Source organism: Bacillus sp. AR8-1 (assembly GCF_008042345.1).
GTDB classification, from domain to species: domain Bacteria; phylum Bacillota; class Bacilli; order Bacillales; family Bacillaceae_G; genus Bacillus_A; species Bacillus_A cereus.
Map to the genome: position 1 here is coordinate 225,210 of NZ_QNUB01000019.1, position 16,957 is coordinate 242,166.

Consider the following 16,957-nt stretch of genomic DNA (forward strand, 5'->3'; position numbering starts at 1 on the left):
AATTCCATGTACTTTATTCATATAAGGAGTATTTATAGAAGATTTACTAAAGGAGCGTATTACTCATGCTAGAACAAGGACTAGATTATGTTGTCAAACTGGCTAAAAGCAAAAAGAAAATGCTAGATACAAACCCAATGCAATATTTCATTCGTGCTGCACTTGCGGGTATTTATATCGGTTTTATTATTGTACTATGTTTTAAATTAGGTAACTTTTTTCACATTGCAGATTCACCAGCAACTTATTTAGCTGCTTCTATGTTTTTCGGGATTGCTCTCGTACTTATTATATATGGCGGTGCTGAATTGTTTACTGGAAACACAATGTACTTTACTGTAGCAACTTTAAGAAAAGAAACAACGATTTCTGATACACTTCGTAACTGGGTTGCTTGTTATGCAGGTAACTTAGCCGGCGCGTTATTCTTTGCCTTACTATTTTACGCAACTGGAATTTTTGAAGCAATTGATCACGGTCACCTAATGAATAAAGTCGTTGAAGGAAAGATGAACACACCTACAATGCAGTTATTCTTTAAAGCCATTTTATGTAACTGGCTCGTATGTCTTGCTTGCTTCTTACCATCTCAGGTTAAAGGCGACACGGCAAAAATAATGGTCATGATGCTACTTGTTTTCACATTCTTCTTATCTGGTTACGAACATAGTATTGCAAACTTGTCACTCTTTGCTTTATCTTTAGTTTCACCACATCCTGAGACAATTTCTTTTTCAGGTGCTATTCATAACTTAATTCCTGTTACAATCGGTAACATTATTGGCGGATCAGTATTTGTCGGTATGGTATACCACTACTTAACAAAAAAAACACCTGAAGTTCAACAGGAAGAAACTGAAATCGCAGCAGCTCAACAAGAAGAGATTATTCCTTTACAAGCACATATGAAACATTAAAAACTCCAAAGTTTTACTTTGGAGTTTTTAGCTTCCCACGTATTTAACAACAAGGTGAGGATTAATTTCTCCTTCTTCCTTTCCCTTATCCATTCTCTGTTTCATCTTGTGCATACCGATGATATCATTCGTATGAAGGTGAATTTCATTTACATATAACCCCTCTGTACAAAAAGCTTCTACAAAATCCAGTCCATTTTTTGCTCCCCACCCCATATTAAAATCAAGGGAAAGAATATTCACATCATAATCCCGAACCATTTGCAAAGCACATTCTACTGTAGTTGCGGGCACATACCCGAACGGGCAACTTCTTTGATCATCCATATATACGTTCATTTTCTATTCCCTCTCTAATTTGAATATGCGGCCAATACATAACATATTGCCCCAAGACTAATAAAAGGACCAAATGGAATTGGTTTTCGTACTTCTATACGTTTTAATACGATACCCACCCCAAAGAAACAAAGACTGAAACAAGATGCTAAAAATAAAATGATAAAAACGCCTTTCACTCCTACTATAAACCCAAGTAACGAAAGTAGTTTTATATCACCTCCGCCAAGCCCTTCTGGATATATCTTTTGCATGCAATATAACAAAATGAATATAACACCACTACCAACTATACTATCTGTCCAAGTAACTAATTGTACAAAAACACTTTCAAGAATGAGTAAAACGGCAAACGAAATTAAAATACAATCAGGAATTAACATATATAAGTAATCTGTAACTGAAATAATAAGAAGTAGCGAAAAAAGGGATAAAATGATAATAAGCTCTCGTTCTATTCCAATCATATACACGGTAAGAAGAAATATACTTCCTGTTATACATTCAAATGCTACATACATAATTGGAATTTTCCTCTTACAATTCGTACAACAGCCTCTTTGTATATAAAATGAAATGATGGGGATTAGTTCTTTTGGCCTTAGCACATATTTGCAATAATAACAATGTGAACGCGGGGTAATAATAGACGCACCTAATGGAACCCTCATCGCAACTAGCATAAAAAAAGAACCAAACACCATCCCTGCTAACAGTGCATATAAATAAGTGAACATCCCTTCCTCTCCTTTCCCAAAAAACATAGCAAAAAAAGGAGAGAACTTCTACTTCATATTATCCTTTATTCTACTAAAAAGCAGGCCATTTTCTGGCCTGCTTTCCCCTCTTTTATACGATGAAATATACTGCTTTTAATGGTCCATGTACTCCGACAACAAGATTCATCTCAATGTCAGCCGAGTTACTTGGCCCTGTAATAAAGTTAATACAAGATGCCGCTGTCTCCCCATTTTCTACGCGTAAGTTCATATCCTGAACTGCTTGTGTAATACGAGGCACAAGTGTTTCACGTGGAATAATAGCAAAATATACAGTCGGTAAAAAGTGTAAAGAACGTCCTTGCCCTTTATGACTTTGTACAACAATTGTACCAGATTCAGCTAATGTATAATCACTAAATGCAATACCAATATTCGCTTTTTCAGCTAAACGCATATTTTCGTCTTTTCTCTCTAGATCCCATACGTTTACTTCAACGTCTCGCTTTGGAAGTTCTTCTTTAAATAAAGATGTTAAACCATATGCATCAAAACGATCATCTGCTGATAATAAAATAGGTCCACCGCCGTTTTCCATGATTACTTTTTGAAGGTCTTCACCTAATCGGTCATTTGTCGTTTCTACTACAGTTGTATGAATGTTTGTACATTGCTTTTTAAACACTTCTAGTAATTCTTCTTGTGAACAATCTTTTAACGTTTCTATATTCACATTACTTTTCCATACTGGTCGCTCTACATCTTCTGTTTTACGCGCGCGCCCAAGTTCTTTTGCAATGTTATCTAGAAAGGCATCACGGTTTTGAATTAATCCTGTCATTATTTATCCCCGCCTTTCTTATGATCTTTATACCAATCACGGAATCGCTCTTTACTTGGAGCTGGGAATTCCCGAATATCCGTCCAGTTTTTAAGTGGTCCAACACCTTTTGATACACGATTACCAGATGTAAATGGACTCATTGCCGCTGGTGCCATTTTTGACCCCATTTTATATAAAGCAGCTGAAGAAGCACCCATACTAAACATTTTCATCGCTAGTTTTTCTGCAAGTGGTGCACGACCTTCTTGCTCAACAATAACTTGACGATGTTTTAATAATAAATCATGCAATGGAATTTTTACTGGACAAGCTTCTGTACATGCTCCGCATAAACTAGATGCATAAGGAAGCTCTTTGTAATCATCATATCCACCTAGAAGCGGTGTTAATACCGCACCGATTGGTCCTGAGTAAATCGATCCATATGAATGTCCACCAACGTGACGATATACAGGACATACATTAACACAAGCAGCGCAACGAATACATTGTAATACTGAACGGAATTCAGATCCCAGAATTTGAGAGCGACCATTATCAACAACAACTAAATGGAATTCTTCAGGTCCATCAACTTCCTCTTCTTGAATTGGTCCTGCTACCGTTACATAACTTGTTAATTTTTGACCTACTGCACTACGACATAGTAAACCAACTAAAACATCTAATTCTTCCATTGTCGGAACCATACGTTCCATACCCATTACCGCAATTTGTGTTTTCGGAATTGACATAACAAGATCTGCATTACCTTCATTCGTTACTAGACAAAGAGAGCCAGTATTTGCAACAGCAAAATTACAACCAGTTACACCAATTTCTGCATCCATAAATTTCTCACGAAGTTGTTTACGAACAAACTTTGTCATTTCATACGGGTCATCAGAATTTTCATAGCCTAGCTTTTCTTTAAATACATCGCGAATTTGCGTTCTATTTTTATGAAGTGCAGGTGCAATAATATGTGAAGGTGGATCGTTATCTACTTGCAAGATATACTCTCCTAAGTCACTCTCTAACACTTCACAGCCAATCTCTTCAAGCGCATGATTCATACTGATTTCTTCTGTTACCATCGACTTTGATTTTACTACTTTTTTCGCTTGTTTCTTTTTGGCAACGTCTTGAATATACTTTGCTGCTTCCTCTTTCGTCTTCGCAAAGTACACGTGTCCGCCTCTTTTTGATACATTTTCACTTAACTGCATTAAATAATAATCAAGATTTTCTAACGTATGTTGACGGATTTGTTCACCTAGTTCTCGCCACTCTTCCCAGTTTCCTAATTCATCTGCGGCTTTTAAGCGATTCGTATATAAACGCGTTTGTGCAGAAGAAACTGCTCCGCGCATAAACGAATCTTGAATTCCATCACCAACGCGATCATTAAATTTTTTCTCACTGATTTTCATAGACATAGCTTATGTTCCCCCTTCATGAGCGACTATTCAGTACCTCAGCAATATGCATTACTTTTACTTCTTTTCCTAAACGCTCAATACGTCCGCCAATGTTTAACAAACACCCACAATCTGCACCGATTAAATAATCTGCACCTGTTTCCATTACACTATCTACTTTTTCGTCTACCATTTGCTCAGAAATTGGAGTCATCTTAACTGAAAACGTTCCCCCAAACCCGCAACAATTTTGCACGTTTGGTAAATCTCTCACAGTTAATCCTTTTACATTTGATAATAAAATTCCTGGTGCTTCTTTTATTCCGAGCATACGTGTCATATGACATGATTTATGAATAGTGGCTATCCCTGGTAAACTTGCACCAACATCTGTAACTTTTAAAACATCTACAATAAACTGTGTAAATTCATAGGTTTTATCAGCAACTTTTTGTGCACGTTTAGCCCACTTTGGATCATCTTTGAAAACATGCGGATACTCATGAAACATTGTCGCACACGAACCAGATGGCGTAACGATATATTCTGCATCTTCGAAAGTTTCAATCATATGTTTCATCGCTTCTTTTGCTGCTTCTACATGGCCACTATTATAAGCAGGCTGGCCACAACAAACTTGTGCTTCTGGAAATTCAATTTCACAACCTAAACGCTCCAACACTTCAACTGTTGCTTTGCCGACATTTGTTTCGAACATATCGACTAAACAAGTAACAAATAAAGTAACTTTCATAACTATTACTCCCCCTTTTTACAACTTCGCCAACAAACATATGGTCATCAGATGACTGAGTAGAGAAGAAATAGGCTCAACCATGGCCTATCCTCTCCCTCTTCTAAAGAAAACGCTTACTTAATCTTTCTCTATTTTATCAGAAAATTAAATTTTTAAAAGATTAAATTACGAATTTATATCGTTTTTACCTGTGACAATATGTTCTACATTTGTTAAATGATCTAGCATTGCTTGCTGCGCTAATTCTACATCTTGTTTTAACACCGCATCATATATAACTTGATGCTCTTCTATAAGTCGTTCTGATGTCGTTTGTTCACCATATAAAATAATGCGTCTTGATTCACCAATCGTTTCAGCAATCATCTCTGAAACATGATTCATGAGTTCAAGCAAAATGTTATTATGCGAAGACTCTGCAATTCCCATATGGAATTGAAAATCGGCTTTTTCGCCAGCCTTTTCATCTCCAATGCTCTTTGCCATTTCATCTAACCAATGTTTCATATTTTGTAAATTATCTTCCGTACGTTTTGCCGCCGCTACTCGAACTGCCCCCACTTCAAGCACCTTTCGTACTTCTAATAAATTCAAAATATCTTCTTTCTTCATTAATAATCTATTGTTTAATGATTTCGTTAATGAAGAAGAATCGAAGTTCTTCACATATGTACCTTCTCCTTGTTTCATCTCAATTAAGCCCATCGCTCTTAGCGCACTTAGCGCTTCACGAACAGCAGATCTACCAACTTGAAACTGCTCAGCTAATTGATGCACAGGGAGTAGTTTGTCACCAGGTTTTAACGTACCATTTTTAATCATTGTTAAAATAGCTTCAGATACTTCTTCGTAAATTTTTTTCGGTTTAATAGATTTGTACTCCAGTTAAATCACCTCAGTATCTTCCAAACAACAATTGAAACGATTTATAAGAACTTTGCATCATAACTATTTTAGACCGAATTGATAAGAAGTACAAATGTTTTGTTCATAAAATAGTCAAATTTTCGATATTTATTACATATTAATTTATATTTTTACGTATAAAGTGAAACTTTAATCAGTAGGGGTTTTGTTCATCCCCCACTGATTATTAGCCCTCACCAATCGGGCTTTTACGGACAGCAGGGCCTCCACCTAACTTCTTTGCTTCCGTTGAATTTTGAGGTGAGGGTCTTACTGTCCGGCAAATAGCGGGATAAATATTTTCTTCAATATAAAGAACATGTCCTAAAAATTAGAACATGCCCCCCTCATCCTGTACATTCAGTTTAATAATAACCGTTGTTCCCTTATCTTTTTCACTTTCAATTTTCCAATGTCCACCATGTATATGAACAATTTGTTTCACAATAGCAAGGCCTAAACCTGTTCCACCGTGTTGACGACTTCTCGCTTTATCAACTCGGTAAAAGCGTTCCCCAAGATTCTCCAAATGCTCTATATCAATGCCAATTCCTGTATCTTTTATTTTCAATTCACAGTAATCATCGATTTGCTCTAAAGTTATAACGATATTTCCGTTTTGATTTGTATACCGTATCGCATTATCTAACACATTATGAAGCACTTGTTGCATACGATCCTCATCAATCATGACAATGATCTCTGGATTTAAATTGGTTGAAATATGAAGTTCCTTTTCTATAAACTTAATCTCATACGTATCTAATACGTCTTCAATCAGCTGTGAAAAAACGATAGGTTGCTTCTTTAACGGAAAGTGCTCACCTTCTAATTGTGCTAAGTCTAACAAGTCATGAACGAGACGCTGCATACGACCTGCTTCTTTATGAATTAGCTGCGTTACTTTTTCCTGCTGCGGTCCCTTGGCAACGCCATCTAAAATAGCCTCGCTATACCCTTTTATATAACTAAGTGGTGTTCTAAGTTCATGCGAAACATTTGCTAAAAATTCCTTACGCTTTACATCTTCTGTTTCTAATGAATTGGCCATTTTATTAAATGCTTTTCCTAACCGTCCAATTTCATCCTCTGAAGAAACTGTAATCCGCTCCGAGAAATCTCCCGTAGCCAAATGATTTGCAACCCGTTCCATTTGCGAAAGTGGCTTCGTAATTGCAATTATAATTTTTCTTCCAACCCATATAGTAATTAAAATCATAGCAATTGCTAACGGTGCTAAAATAAGACCCATATCATAGATTAAATCTTTTATACTTTTTAAAGGAATATACGAATAGACAATTCCGACTAATTTTTTATTTTCCAATACAGGGATGACAACCCCCATAATATTACGGTCAAAATGTTCTTCATATCCTATTTTTGTCACAGTTTTCCCATCTAATAGCGTTTGCCTATCTCTTTCACTTATAAGGGAATGATGATGCACATCAAAAGGCAAACATGCACTTAAATCACGCGGATTAGACACGAAAATAACGTCTGAACTAGATATTTGATCAAACGATCTTACTTTCTCTTCAAAAGTTGATATTCCTTCGTGCTTATCATATTGGGCAGCAAGATTTTTTCCTTCCATTACTAATGAACCTTTTAAATTATCAACGTATAGTTTTTCATACGAGTATAAAGATACGAAATAAAGAAAGGACACTGTTACACATACTGCACATACTACTGTAAGCCAAAGTTTTTGTACCATTGTAAACATACGTTACACCTCGAATTTATAGCCTACACCCCAAACAGTTTGAATGTAGTTTCCACTTTCTCCAAGCTTCAAGCGCATCGTTTTCACGTGCGTATCTACTGTTCTTGTACTTCCGGCATAATCATATCCCCATACCTTTTCAAGTAATTGCTCCCGGCTAAATACTTGTCCTGTATGCTGGCAAAGAAAATATAGTAAATCAAACTCTTTTACAGTAAGAGAAATCGACTCACCATCCGCCTCGATTCTTCTACTTTTTTCATTGATAAGAATTGGTCCAAATTGAATCTCTTCTTGCTGTTCTTGTTTTGTATATCTTCTTAGCACAGCTTCCATACGGGCAACTAATTCACCCGGACTAAACGGTTTTACAATATAATCATCTGCTCCCATACGTAAGCCGTTCACCCTATTCCACTCTTCACCTTTTGCGGTTAAAAATATAATCGGCACATCTGACGTTTTTCTAATTTCTTTACAAACTGAAAGTCCATCCATTTCTGGCATCATTATATCTAATACAACGAAATCATAATGATCCGTTTCTAGTTTTTTAAGAGCCTCTTTTCCATTCTCAGCTTCTCCCCACTCATATCCAAAGTTATCCAAATACATTCCAACAAGCTGCCTCATATCACTTTCATCATCTACAACTAGTACTCTATATTTATTCATTGTCCTTCCCTTCCCTCTCTATGAGTTGAAACGGTCCTTTTCCGACTTTAATTGTTTGTTTTATTTTCAAATTCTTCATATCCATAACGCACACTTCATCACTATCATAACTTGCTACATATCCTTCTGCTCCGCTCTCCAAAAATGCAAATGGATTTGATCCTACTTCTACAGAAGCTATTTCTTTATATGTGCTAATATCAAACTTTCTAAGTGTATTCGACCCATGACTTAATGCATATACGTACTTACTATCCTTCGTTATATTCACAGGCATAAATGGAGCATGTAAAGAACGTACCATTTCTCCATCCTGCAAAGAATATACTAACACTTTCTCATTTACTTGATTTCCATCACCATGTCCGCCAATCCATATTTCTTTCCCATCAGGACTAATCGTTGCTCCTGTTGATGCTGGTGGAATCATAAAGGATTGAACAACCTCTTTTTTCTTCGTATCAATTGTCGTTAGTTTCGTATCATAAAAGTTTAATACAGATAACCGATTATGATACTCTACCATCGTTATAGGTCCTTTGCCTGTTGAAACATTTCCTGTCTCTTTCCCATTTATCGTAAAGAACCTTACCTTTTGAACATTTTGATCGGCAGCAAATAATTGTTTTTTATCTTCTGATACGACCACATTTACAATGCCCTTTCCAGTTTTATATTTTCCCACTTGCCTTCCTTCCGCTAGTGAATATACATACATATATTCTAATTGCTTACCGTATACAAGTATTTCCTCACCATTTGGAAGCAGTGTGATTCCGGCCATTGGCTCATTTAGTTCCCATGTCGTGATTAACTTTTTATCTTTTTTATCAATAAAACTAATACTGCCTTCTTTTATATTCGTTGTTATAATAACATTTTTATCTTTAGCAATTGGTGTATACGAACTTCCTTGACACCCTACTAATAGAAATAAAAAACAGAGAAGAAAAACATACTTTCTCAAAAGATTCCCTCCATCTTCGGATGATTTCGTTATAATTGTAAAATAACAAATAAATGTGTGGAAAGTGTGAAATTTTCCTTTCTTACTCAATTTACATATATAATGTACAACAAATAGAATTTGAGGTGTGTCAATTATGCTATTTCCTGATTTAGCGAATAAAATTGTACGAGAAGTACGCAGACTAATTACAGAAAATATTATTATCATTAATATAGAAGGCGTTATTATCGCAAGTACAGATACAGAAAGAATTGGTCAATTTCATGAAGGTGCACTCCGCTGCGCCAAACAAAAGAAAACCGTCATCATTACAAAAGAAGATGAAAGGCGATTGCAAGGTGTAAAGGCTGGGATGAATCTTCCTTTATTATTTCATGATGAAGTAATTGGTGTCATTGGAATTACAGGAGAACCTGAAAATATTTCACGCTACGGCGAAATATTGCGTAAGATGACCGAATTATTAATTCATGAAAACTACTTTTTAGAGCAACTAGAACTTGAGCACCGTTCTTATGAAGCTTTCGTCTTTGATTGGCTTCAAAATACAGAGTGGTCCCCGAGTTTTCTTGATCGCGCCAAAACACTTGGCATTGATTTATATAAGAAAAAACAACTTATTTTGTTTTCTATTGGCAAAAATGACACGATGCTCCAGCGTAAAATATGGCAACACATACGTAATATTTTAACAAAAGAGCATCTATTTGTTCGTTGGGGAAATGATCGTTTTATTTTATTTACAGCAACGAGCTCCAAAGAGCAAACTTATCAATTTTTAAAACGGTTAAAACAAGACTGCGAAACTTTATTTTCTATTCCTTTATATATCGGGATTGGACAAACAGTTACCTCAAACAATATGAACATATGTTACGAACAAGCATTACGCGCTCTTTCTGTATCATTGGAAACGAAAAAAATTGTATTTAATGAAGATTTACGTTTAGAAATGTGTTTACAAGATATTTCTGCCGAAACGCGTGAACAATTTCTAGAGCGTACCATCGAAAACTTAGTATCATTTCCTGAGCTTATGCATACTTTGCGCTTATTTATCGATTATAACCAATCTTATAAACAGACGGCTAAACAATTACATATACACATTAACACATTACATTACAGGCTAAAAAAGATTGAAGAACATACAGGACTTGATCCAAAACAATTCAAAGACTTAAACGTTTTATACTTCGCACTCCTCCTATTAGATGATCATACAAAAAAGAACGATAAAACAGATTAATCTTTAGATGATTATACATAGAAAGAATCCCTCGACTTTTTTATCATTATAATGAAAGCACTGTTACCACGTTGTTTATTATAACTAAACACGTTAACAGTTTGAGGGGGATTTCCAATGTTAGAAAAACAAATTATTCATTCATTCGTATCTATTGTTGGCGAAGATAATGTAGATACATCCAATATGGGGCGTTTAACTTATAGTTATGATGCCACTCCAAACTTCCAAGCAATGCCTGATGCAGTCATTGCTCCTCGTAATACAAATGAAGTAGCTGAAGTGTTAAAAGTATGTAACACTCACAAAATCCCTGTATATGTGCGCGGGTCTGGAACAAACCTTTGCGCAGGTACATGTCCACTTGAAGGCGGTATCGTCCTTATTTTCCGCCATATGAACAATATTTTAGAAATTGATGAAGAAAACTTAACAATTACTGTACAAGCTGGAGTCATTACACTTGATATTATTAAAGCGGTAGAAGAAAAAGGTTTATTTTATCCACCAGATCCAAGCTCGATGAAAATTTCTACAATCGGCGGCAATATTAATGAAAACTCAGGTGGATTACGCGGTTTGAAATATGGCGTAACACGTGATTATGTAATGGGGCTTGAACTTGTCTTACCAAATGGCGATATTATTCGCACTGGTGGTAAATTAGCAAAAGATGTAGCTGGTTACGATTTAACTCGTTTATTTATCGGTTCTGAAGGAACACTTGGCGTGGTAACAGAAGCTATATTAAAACTTGTTCCTATGCCTGAAACAAAGAAAACAATGCTTGCATTATATGAAGATATTAATGAAGCTGCACGTGCTGTTTCTTCTATTATTGCAAATAAAATTATTCCAGCAACACTTGAGTTTTTAGACCAACCGACAATTGAAGTTGTAGAAGAGTTTGCACAAATCGGTTTACCAACTGACGTAAAAGCAATTTTATTAATCGAACAAGACGGCCCGCCCGAAGTAGTCAATCGAGATATTGAAAACATGGCTAACGTTTGCCGCTCTATGAATGCAGTTGATGTTCGCATTGCAAAAGATGAAACAGAAGCAGATGCGCTTCGTACTGCTCGCCGTAGTGCTCTATCAGCGCTCGCACGATTAAAACCTACTACAATATTAGAAGATGCGACTGTACCACGTTCACAAATCGCTCCAATGGTTGAAGCTATTAATGCCATTGCAAAAAAATATAATATTCCTATTTGTACGTTTGGACACGCTGGTGATGGTAACTTACATCCAACTTGTATGACAGATGCTCGTAATGCAGAAGAAATGCACCGAGCTGAACAAGCTTTTGCTGAAATATTTGCGAAAGCAATTGAACTTGGTGGCACAATTACTGGTGAACATGGTGTTGGTGCAATGAAAGCTCCATATTTAGAAATGAAATTAGGTAAAGAAGGTATTGCAGCTATGCAAGGAATAAAGCAAGCTTTCGATCCAAACAACATTATGAACCCTGGAAAAATGTTCGCGAAAGACACTCGAAAAAGAGTGGTGGTTGAGCGATGACCACATTAAATAAAGAAAATATTCAAAAAGAATTTAAAGAACGATTAAGTGAAGATGAGCTACTTAACTGTATGCGATGCGGTTTTTGTTTACCTACTTGTCCTACCTACATTCAATCCGGATATAAAGAGTCACATTCACCGCGCGGACGTATCGCATTAATGAAAGCAGTCGTTGATGGTTTAATCGAACCAGATGAAGATGTTGAAAATACATTAAACGTTTGTCTTGGTTGCCGTGCTTGTGAGCCTGTTTGTCCATCTGGTGTAAATTATGGACATTTATTAGAAGAGGCTCGAGATATTATTAATCAAAATAAAAAATTCTCAATGCCAGTGAAAGCTGTTCGAAAAGTCGTTTTTGAAGGATTATTCCCCCATCAAAATCGAATGCGAACATTAACCGGACTAATCGGATTTTATCAACGTTCTGGTTTACAAACGCTAACACATAAAACAGGTATTATGAAGTTATTCCCTGAAACACTTACAACGATGGATCTCGTTTTACCAAAAGTCCCTAAAATGAAAGCAATGAAAGATCGTCCTTCATTTTTACCTGCAGAAAGTACAAAGAAAAAACAAGTTGCATTCTTCACAGGCTGCTTAATGGATACGATGTTTTTAGAAACAAATAACGCAACGCTGAAACTTCTTCAATTAGCTGGTTGTGATATTGTTATTCCGAAAACACAAAGTTGCTGCGGTGCATTGCATGGACATGCTGGTGAAAAGAGTGGAGCAAAAGAATTAGCAAAGCGAAATATAAAAGCATTCGAAGATTTAAACATCGACTATATTATTACGAATGCAGGGGGTTGCGGAGCTTACCTCGTAGACTATGATTATCTTTTAAAAGATGATCCGGATTGGGCTGAATGTGCTAAGCAGTTTGTTTCTAAGATTAAAGATATTACTGCTATACTAGTAGAACTAGACTTCCATAAGCGAACTGACTTACGACTCACGCCGCAGGTTATTACGTATCAAGACTCTTGTCATTTACGCAATGTTATGCGCACATCTTCTGAACCTCGTATGTTACTAGAGGCTATCCAAGGTGCAACATATCGAGAAATGAAAGATGCGGACCGCTGCTGTGGCTCTGCTGGTATTTACAATATTGTTCATTCAGAGTTATCAATGGAATTTCTAGATTACAAAATGGACCGTGTGCATGAAACAGACGCAGCAACCATTGTTACTGCAAATCCAGGTTGTTTATTACAAATGAAATTGGGTATTGAGCGAGAAGGGCTTTCTCATAAAATGAGAGGAATTCACATTGTGGATTTATTATTAGAAGCAATTGAAACTAACTCGTAATAACTCGTAACATACGTAATATTAGGAAAACGGCTATCTCCTTCGTCTATGTAAAGAGATAGCCGCTTTTTTGTCTGCTACAACATTAAAAATATGTTACTTTATTATAAAAAAGAACAACAGAAACATTACAGTTTTGTAAAAATCAATCCATTATATTCCTCAAAAAATCGCTCAAACCATTGATACAATAGGATTCTTTATTTTCTGTTTAGGTAAATTTATCCAAAAACCCCCTCTTAAAACCAAGTATAAAAACACTATAAATTCCTTTTATACTCTATATTTCTCTTATTTTTGCTCCCTTCTTCTCTTAGGATAAATTAGGTAATTTTAAAGTCTATGAATTTTTTTCCATCTTTTTTCTCGCAAATTGTATGCTACGATGAATTTGTCAGTCAGACAGGCTGTCAAAAACAAATCGTGTGAAAACAAATTAAAACTTTATATAGGGGGACACACATCATGAAAAAGCGTGTTTTATTATCTGTAGCTGCTGCAACAGCTCTTACTTTAGGAGTATCTTCTCTAGATGCACAAGCTGCAACAGTACAACCATCTAACATAAAGGTTCAAAATATTCAGCATTCAAAAGTGATGATGAAGCAAATGAGCCAACAAGAACTACAAGCATTCTTACAATCTATGGGAGTTGAATCATTAGCACAATGGCAACAAGGAAACTTCCAACCAAACTGCTTCATTCCTGGTCAACAACCTACTGAAAATGTTGTAACTGAGCAACCAACAGCTAAGCCAGAAACTCAAAAGCCTGCTGAGCAAAAACCTGCCGAGCAAAAGCCTGCTGAAGAAAACCAGAAGCTCAAAAGCCTGCTGAAAACAACAATACGCAAAAACCTGCTGAACAAAAACCTGCTGAGCAAAAGCCCCCTGAAAAAGCAAAAACCAGAAGCTCAAAAGCCTGCTGAAAACAACAATACGCAAAAACCTGCTGAACAAAAACCTGCTGAGCAAAAGCCTGCTGAAGAAGCAAAATCTTTAAGCGAGTTCGAACAACGTGTTGTTGAATTAACAAACGCTGAGCGTGCAAAACAAGGTTTACCAGCACTAAAAATCGATACTGAATTAAGCAAAGTAGCACGTATTAAGTCTGAAGACATGCAAAAAAACAACTACTTTGATCATAACAGCCCTACATACGGGTCTCCGTTTGACATGATGAAGAAATTTGGTATTTCTTATACATCTGCAGGTGAAAACATCGCTCAAGGCCAACGTACACCTGAAGAAGTGGTACAAGCTTGGATGAACAGCGCTGGACACCGTGCAAACATCTTAAATAACGGCTTCACTCACATCGGTGTTGGTTATGTAGAAAGCGGCAACTACTGGACACAACAATTTATTACAAAGTAAATAGATTAAAAGAGTCTTCTCATAATGAGAAGACTCTTTTTTAAGTTTCATAACTTTCTATTATGTATGAATAGAAAATATATAACATAAATAGCATAGATCCACAGCTTATTACACTAAGCAATACATAAAATCCCCACTCTAAGTTCAAAAACAATGAAAACAATATGCCACATGCCATCACTTGAAAAATCCGTCTACTTACTAAACGAATTTTTTGTAATTTAATTGGGTCTTTTTCTTTGCCTTTTATTTTCTTAAATTCTTTACTTAGCATAAAAAGAAACATACTAATCCCAATCGTTAATCCTGTTTGAAAGGATATCAAATCCTCAAAATTAATAAAGAGGATAAGCATATGAATAAACAACATAAATAACGTAATTTTCTTTATAAATCCGTCTATAATACCATGCTCTCTTTCATTAAACTTAAATATATTATGTGAAATAATATACAAAAATCCATATGAAAAAATAATAAAACAAGGAATAAATGCTACAACAACTTGTTTACTCATAAACTCGTTTGGCTCACCATTTACATTCCAATGTACTGCCATACGAGTTGGTAAATAGGGATAGAGACATAGAGTAACTAAAAGACAAGCGAAAAATATTCCAAGTACATACTTATATTTGATCAAGTGATTCTCACCTCTCTTTTCTCTTAACGGCTTCGCTCCTTTTAGAGAAATCCCTGCAAAAATCTACTTTTTTCAAATTAAAACTTATACTTTACGCATTTTCTTTTTGAAATTCTCTTATTTTATTATCTAACTTTGTAGGAAACGGCACATCAACTTCAACCGCTTCTTTCGTAATTGGATGCAAGAAATTTATCTTCATCGCATGCAATGCTTGACTAGACATATATTTTGTTTGTCCACCATATAATACATCCCCAACTAGTGGATTACCATTATGGCTCATATGAACACGAATTTGATGCGTTCTACCCGTTTCTAATTGTAACGTTACGAAAGTCGTGTTTTGCTTCTTAAAATACTTTTCTACTTTATAATATGTGATAGCTTGGTCACCTTTTGGAGAAATACGACGCCTTGTAGCATGATGGCGATCCCTTCCAATAGCAGCATCAATCGTTCCTTGTTTCTTCTTTACTTTCCCTTCAACGAGCGCTGCGTACGTCCTTTTAATTTTTCGTTCCATTAATAAACGATCCATAATTGCACCAGCAATTCTATGCTTAGCAAATACGACACCACCTGTCGTATCTTTATCTAAACGATGAATATGACGCACCTTCGTCTCTAAACCTTGCATTTGAAAATGAAAAGCAACAAGATTTGCAAGCGTCCCGGTTCCACCTTTTTCAGCAGGATGTGTGTCCATTTTCTCTGGTTTATTTACGATGAGTACGTGATCATCTTCGTATACTACATGCAATTCACCATATTCTGGATCCACACCGTACTCTTCCTCCGCAAACATATGAACTTGTAACTTATCGTTCTCTTTTAAAAGCTCGTTCCATCTTCTTTGTTCTCCGTTAACCGTAACACCTTTTCCCATACGAAGCTGATGTAATAGCTTTTTCGGTATTTCCCATTCTACTTTTAATACCGATTCAATACTTATACCATTCCATTTAGCTGGAACGGTAATTTCACACCATTTGCCCTTTTTCTTTGTTTCCATACTGTTTATCACCTTATTTCTATTGATTCTCTCATTGTAACGGAAAACACACTTTGGTGCACCGTCAAAAATAGAGGACAGTCTTATAATAGACTGCCCCTCAAGCTCTAAGTCTTTTCATTTCTAACAATACTTCTTCAGCTTTTTGTTCATACGATAAATCTTTAAAGAAATCCGCCAACCTTTTATAGTCATTGTAAGCATCTAATAAATCGTCCATCCTTTCTATTTTCATCACTTGTTGTTTTTGTTTCATTTTTACTGGATAACGATAACCTGATACTTCTTGTATTTTGTAATACTCATCCTCTACTTGAACGACCTTTACAAGTTCTTCCTCCTCTGCATCCATCGTATACCCGTCAAATTCTCTAAGTAGTTCATAAATGATATGAGTCCATTCATCTTTTGGATAAAATCCCTTTTCTAACCGATAACCGACAATGCGATACATATGCCCATCGTTTTCTGCAAACTGTACTGTATCATTTAACTTAAACTTAAAATAACGAAACATTGCCTTCACCTACTTGTATGTAATGTTCTTATCACATAC

Annotated in this window: 17 protein-coding genes; 5 read left to right on the plus strand and 12 right to left on the minus strand. The window is 35.8% G+C overall.

Annotated features, from left to right (window positions below):
* Positions 1-65 precede the first annotated feature (65 nt).
* The gene (locus DN400_RS16260) at positions 66-917 is read left to right on the plus strand and encodes a formate/nitrite transporter family protein (protein ID WP_000893034.1); all 852 of its coding nucleotides are present in this window, start codon (positions 66-68) and stop codon (positions 915-917) included.
* Positions 918-944: 27 nt separating this feature from the next.
* Here the strand turns inward: DN400_RS16260 and DN400_RS16265 are convergent, their stop codons facing one another.
* The 9 genes from DN400_RS16265 to DN400_RS16305 all read right to left on the minus strand — a co-directional run bounded on the left by DN400_RS16265 (position 945) and on the right by DN400_RS16305 (position 9,256).
* Entirely contained in the window at positions 945-1,256 is a 312-nt protein-coding gene (locus tag DN400_RS16265) for a cyclic-phosphate processing receiver domain-containing protein (protein WP_029441776.1), read from the minus strand.
* A gap of 14 nt (positions 1,257-1,270) precedes the next feature.
* Positions 1,271-1,993: a prepilin peptidase gene (locus tag DN400_RS16270; RefSeq protein ID WP_000495719.1), complete on the minus strand. Its 723-nt coding sequence runs from the start codon at positions 1,991-1,993 to the stop codon at positions 1,271-1,273.
* 112 nt (positions 1,994-2,105) lie between these two features.
* On the minus strand, positions 2,106-2,816 hold the full coding sequence (locus DN400_RS16275; RefSeq protein WP_147801749.1) for a LutC/YkgG family protein: 711 nt from the start codon (positions 2,814-2,816) through the stop codon (positions 2,106-2,108).
* Entirely contained in the window at positions 2,816-4,237 is a 1,422-nt protein-coding gene (locus DN400_RS16280) for a LutB/LldF family L-lactate oxidation iron-sulfur protein (RefSeq protein WP_000061930.1), read from the minus strand. Before DN400_RS16280 ends, DN400_RS16275 begins: the two co-directional genes overlap by 1 nt.
* A gap of 16 nt (positions 4,238-4,253) precedes the next feature.
* A complete protein-coding gene (locus DN400_RS16285) occupies positions 4,254-4,973 on the minus strand; it encodes a (Fe-S)-binding protein (RefSeq protein WP_000869147.1) in 720 nt (239 codons plus the stop codon).
* A 168-nt stretch (positions 4,974-5,141) separates the two neighbouring features.
* Positions 5,142-5,831, minus strand: coding sequence for a FadR/GntR family transcriptional regulator (locus DN400_RS16290; RefSeq protein WP_254904515.1), 690 nt, complete (start codon positions 5,829-5,831; stop codon positions 5,142-5,144).
* Between the two features lie 382 nt (positions 5,832-6,213).
* Entirely contained in the window at positions 6,214-7,614 is a 1,401-nt protein-coding gene (locus DN400_RS16295) for a sensor histidine kinase (RefSeq protein WP_000494811.1), read from the minus strand.
* A 3-nt stretch (positions 7,615-7,617) separates the two neighbouring features.
* The gene (locus tag DN400_RS16300; RefSeq protein WP_001046397.1) at positions 7,618-8,289 is read right to left on the minus strand and encodes a response regulator transcription factor; all 672 of its coding nucleotides are present in this window, start codon (positions 8,287-8,289) and stop codon (positions 7,618-7,620) included.
* Positions 8,282-9,256, minus strand: a complete 975-nt coding sequence (locus tag DN400_RS16305) for a YncE family protein (protein ID WP_001234155.1) — start codon at positions 9,254-9,256, stop codon at positions 8,282-8,284. Before DN400_RS16305 ends, DN400_RS16300 begins: the two co-directional genes overlap by 8 nt.
* 136 nt (positions 9,257-9,392) lie before the next feature.
* Between DN400_RS16305 and DN400_RS16310 the strand changes: the two genes are divergently transcribed.
* The 4 genes from DN400_RS16310 (at position 9,393) to DN400_RS16325 (ending at position 14,740) form a co-directional block, all read left to right on the plus strand.
* The gene (locus DN400_RS16310; RefSeq protein ID WP_147801750.1) at positions 9,393-10,508 is read left to right on the plus strand and encodes a CdaR family transcriptional regulator; all 1,116 of its coding nucleotides are present in this window, start codon (positions 9,393-9,395) and stop codon (positions 10,506-10,508) included.
* Positions 10,509-10,625: 117 nt separating this feature from the next.
* Positions 10,626-12,038 (plus strand): glycolate oxidase subunit GlcD, encoded by a 1,413-nt coding sequence (gene glcD / locus DN400_RS16315; RefSeq protein ID WP_000890756.1) that lies wholly within the window; start codon positions 10,626-10,628, stop codon positions 12,036-12,038.
* Positions 12,035-13,363 (plus strand): (Fe-S)-binding protein, encoded by a 1,329-nt coding sequence (locus DN400_RS16320; protein ID WP_147801751.1) that lies wholly within the window; start codon positions 12,035-12,037, stop codon positions 13,361-13,363. Before glcD ends, DN400_RS16320 begins: the two co-directional genes overlap by 4 nt.
* 465 nt (positions 13,364-13,828) lie before the next feature.
* Positions 13,829-14,740, plus strand: a complete 912-nt coding sequence (locus DN400_RS16325; RefSeq protein ID WP_147801752.1) for a CAP domain-containing protein — start codon at positions 13,829-13,831, stop codon at positions 14,738-14,740.
* Positions 14,741-14,780: 40 nt separating this feature from the next.
* On the opposite strand, the gene DN400_RS16330 is transcribed toward DN400_RS16325, so the two are convergent.
* The 3 genes from DN400_RS16330 to DN400_RS16340 form a co-directional block, all read right to left on the minus strand.
* Positions 14,781-15,386: a DUF1648 domain-containing protein gene (locus tag DN400_RS16330; RefSeq protein ID WP_000599010.1), complete on the minus strand. Its 606-nt coding sequence runs from the start codon at positions 15,384-15,386 to the stop codon at positions 14,781-14,783.
* Between the two features lie 91 nt (positions 15,387-15,477).
* Positions 15,478-16,401, minus strand: a complete 924-nt coding sequence (locus DN400_RS16335) for an RluA family pseudouridine synthase (RefSeq protein WP_147801753.1) — start codon at positions 16,399-16,401, stop codon at positions 15,478-15,480.
* 100 nt (positions 16,402-16,501) lie between these two features.
* On the minus strand, positions 16,502-16,918 hold the full coding sequence (locus tag DN400_RS16340; protein WP_000490302.1) for a hypothetical protein: 417 nt from the start codon (positions 16,916-16,918) through the stop codon (positions 16,502-16,504).
* Positions 16,919-16,957: the final 39 nt, after the last annotated feature.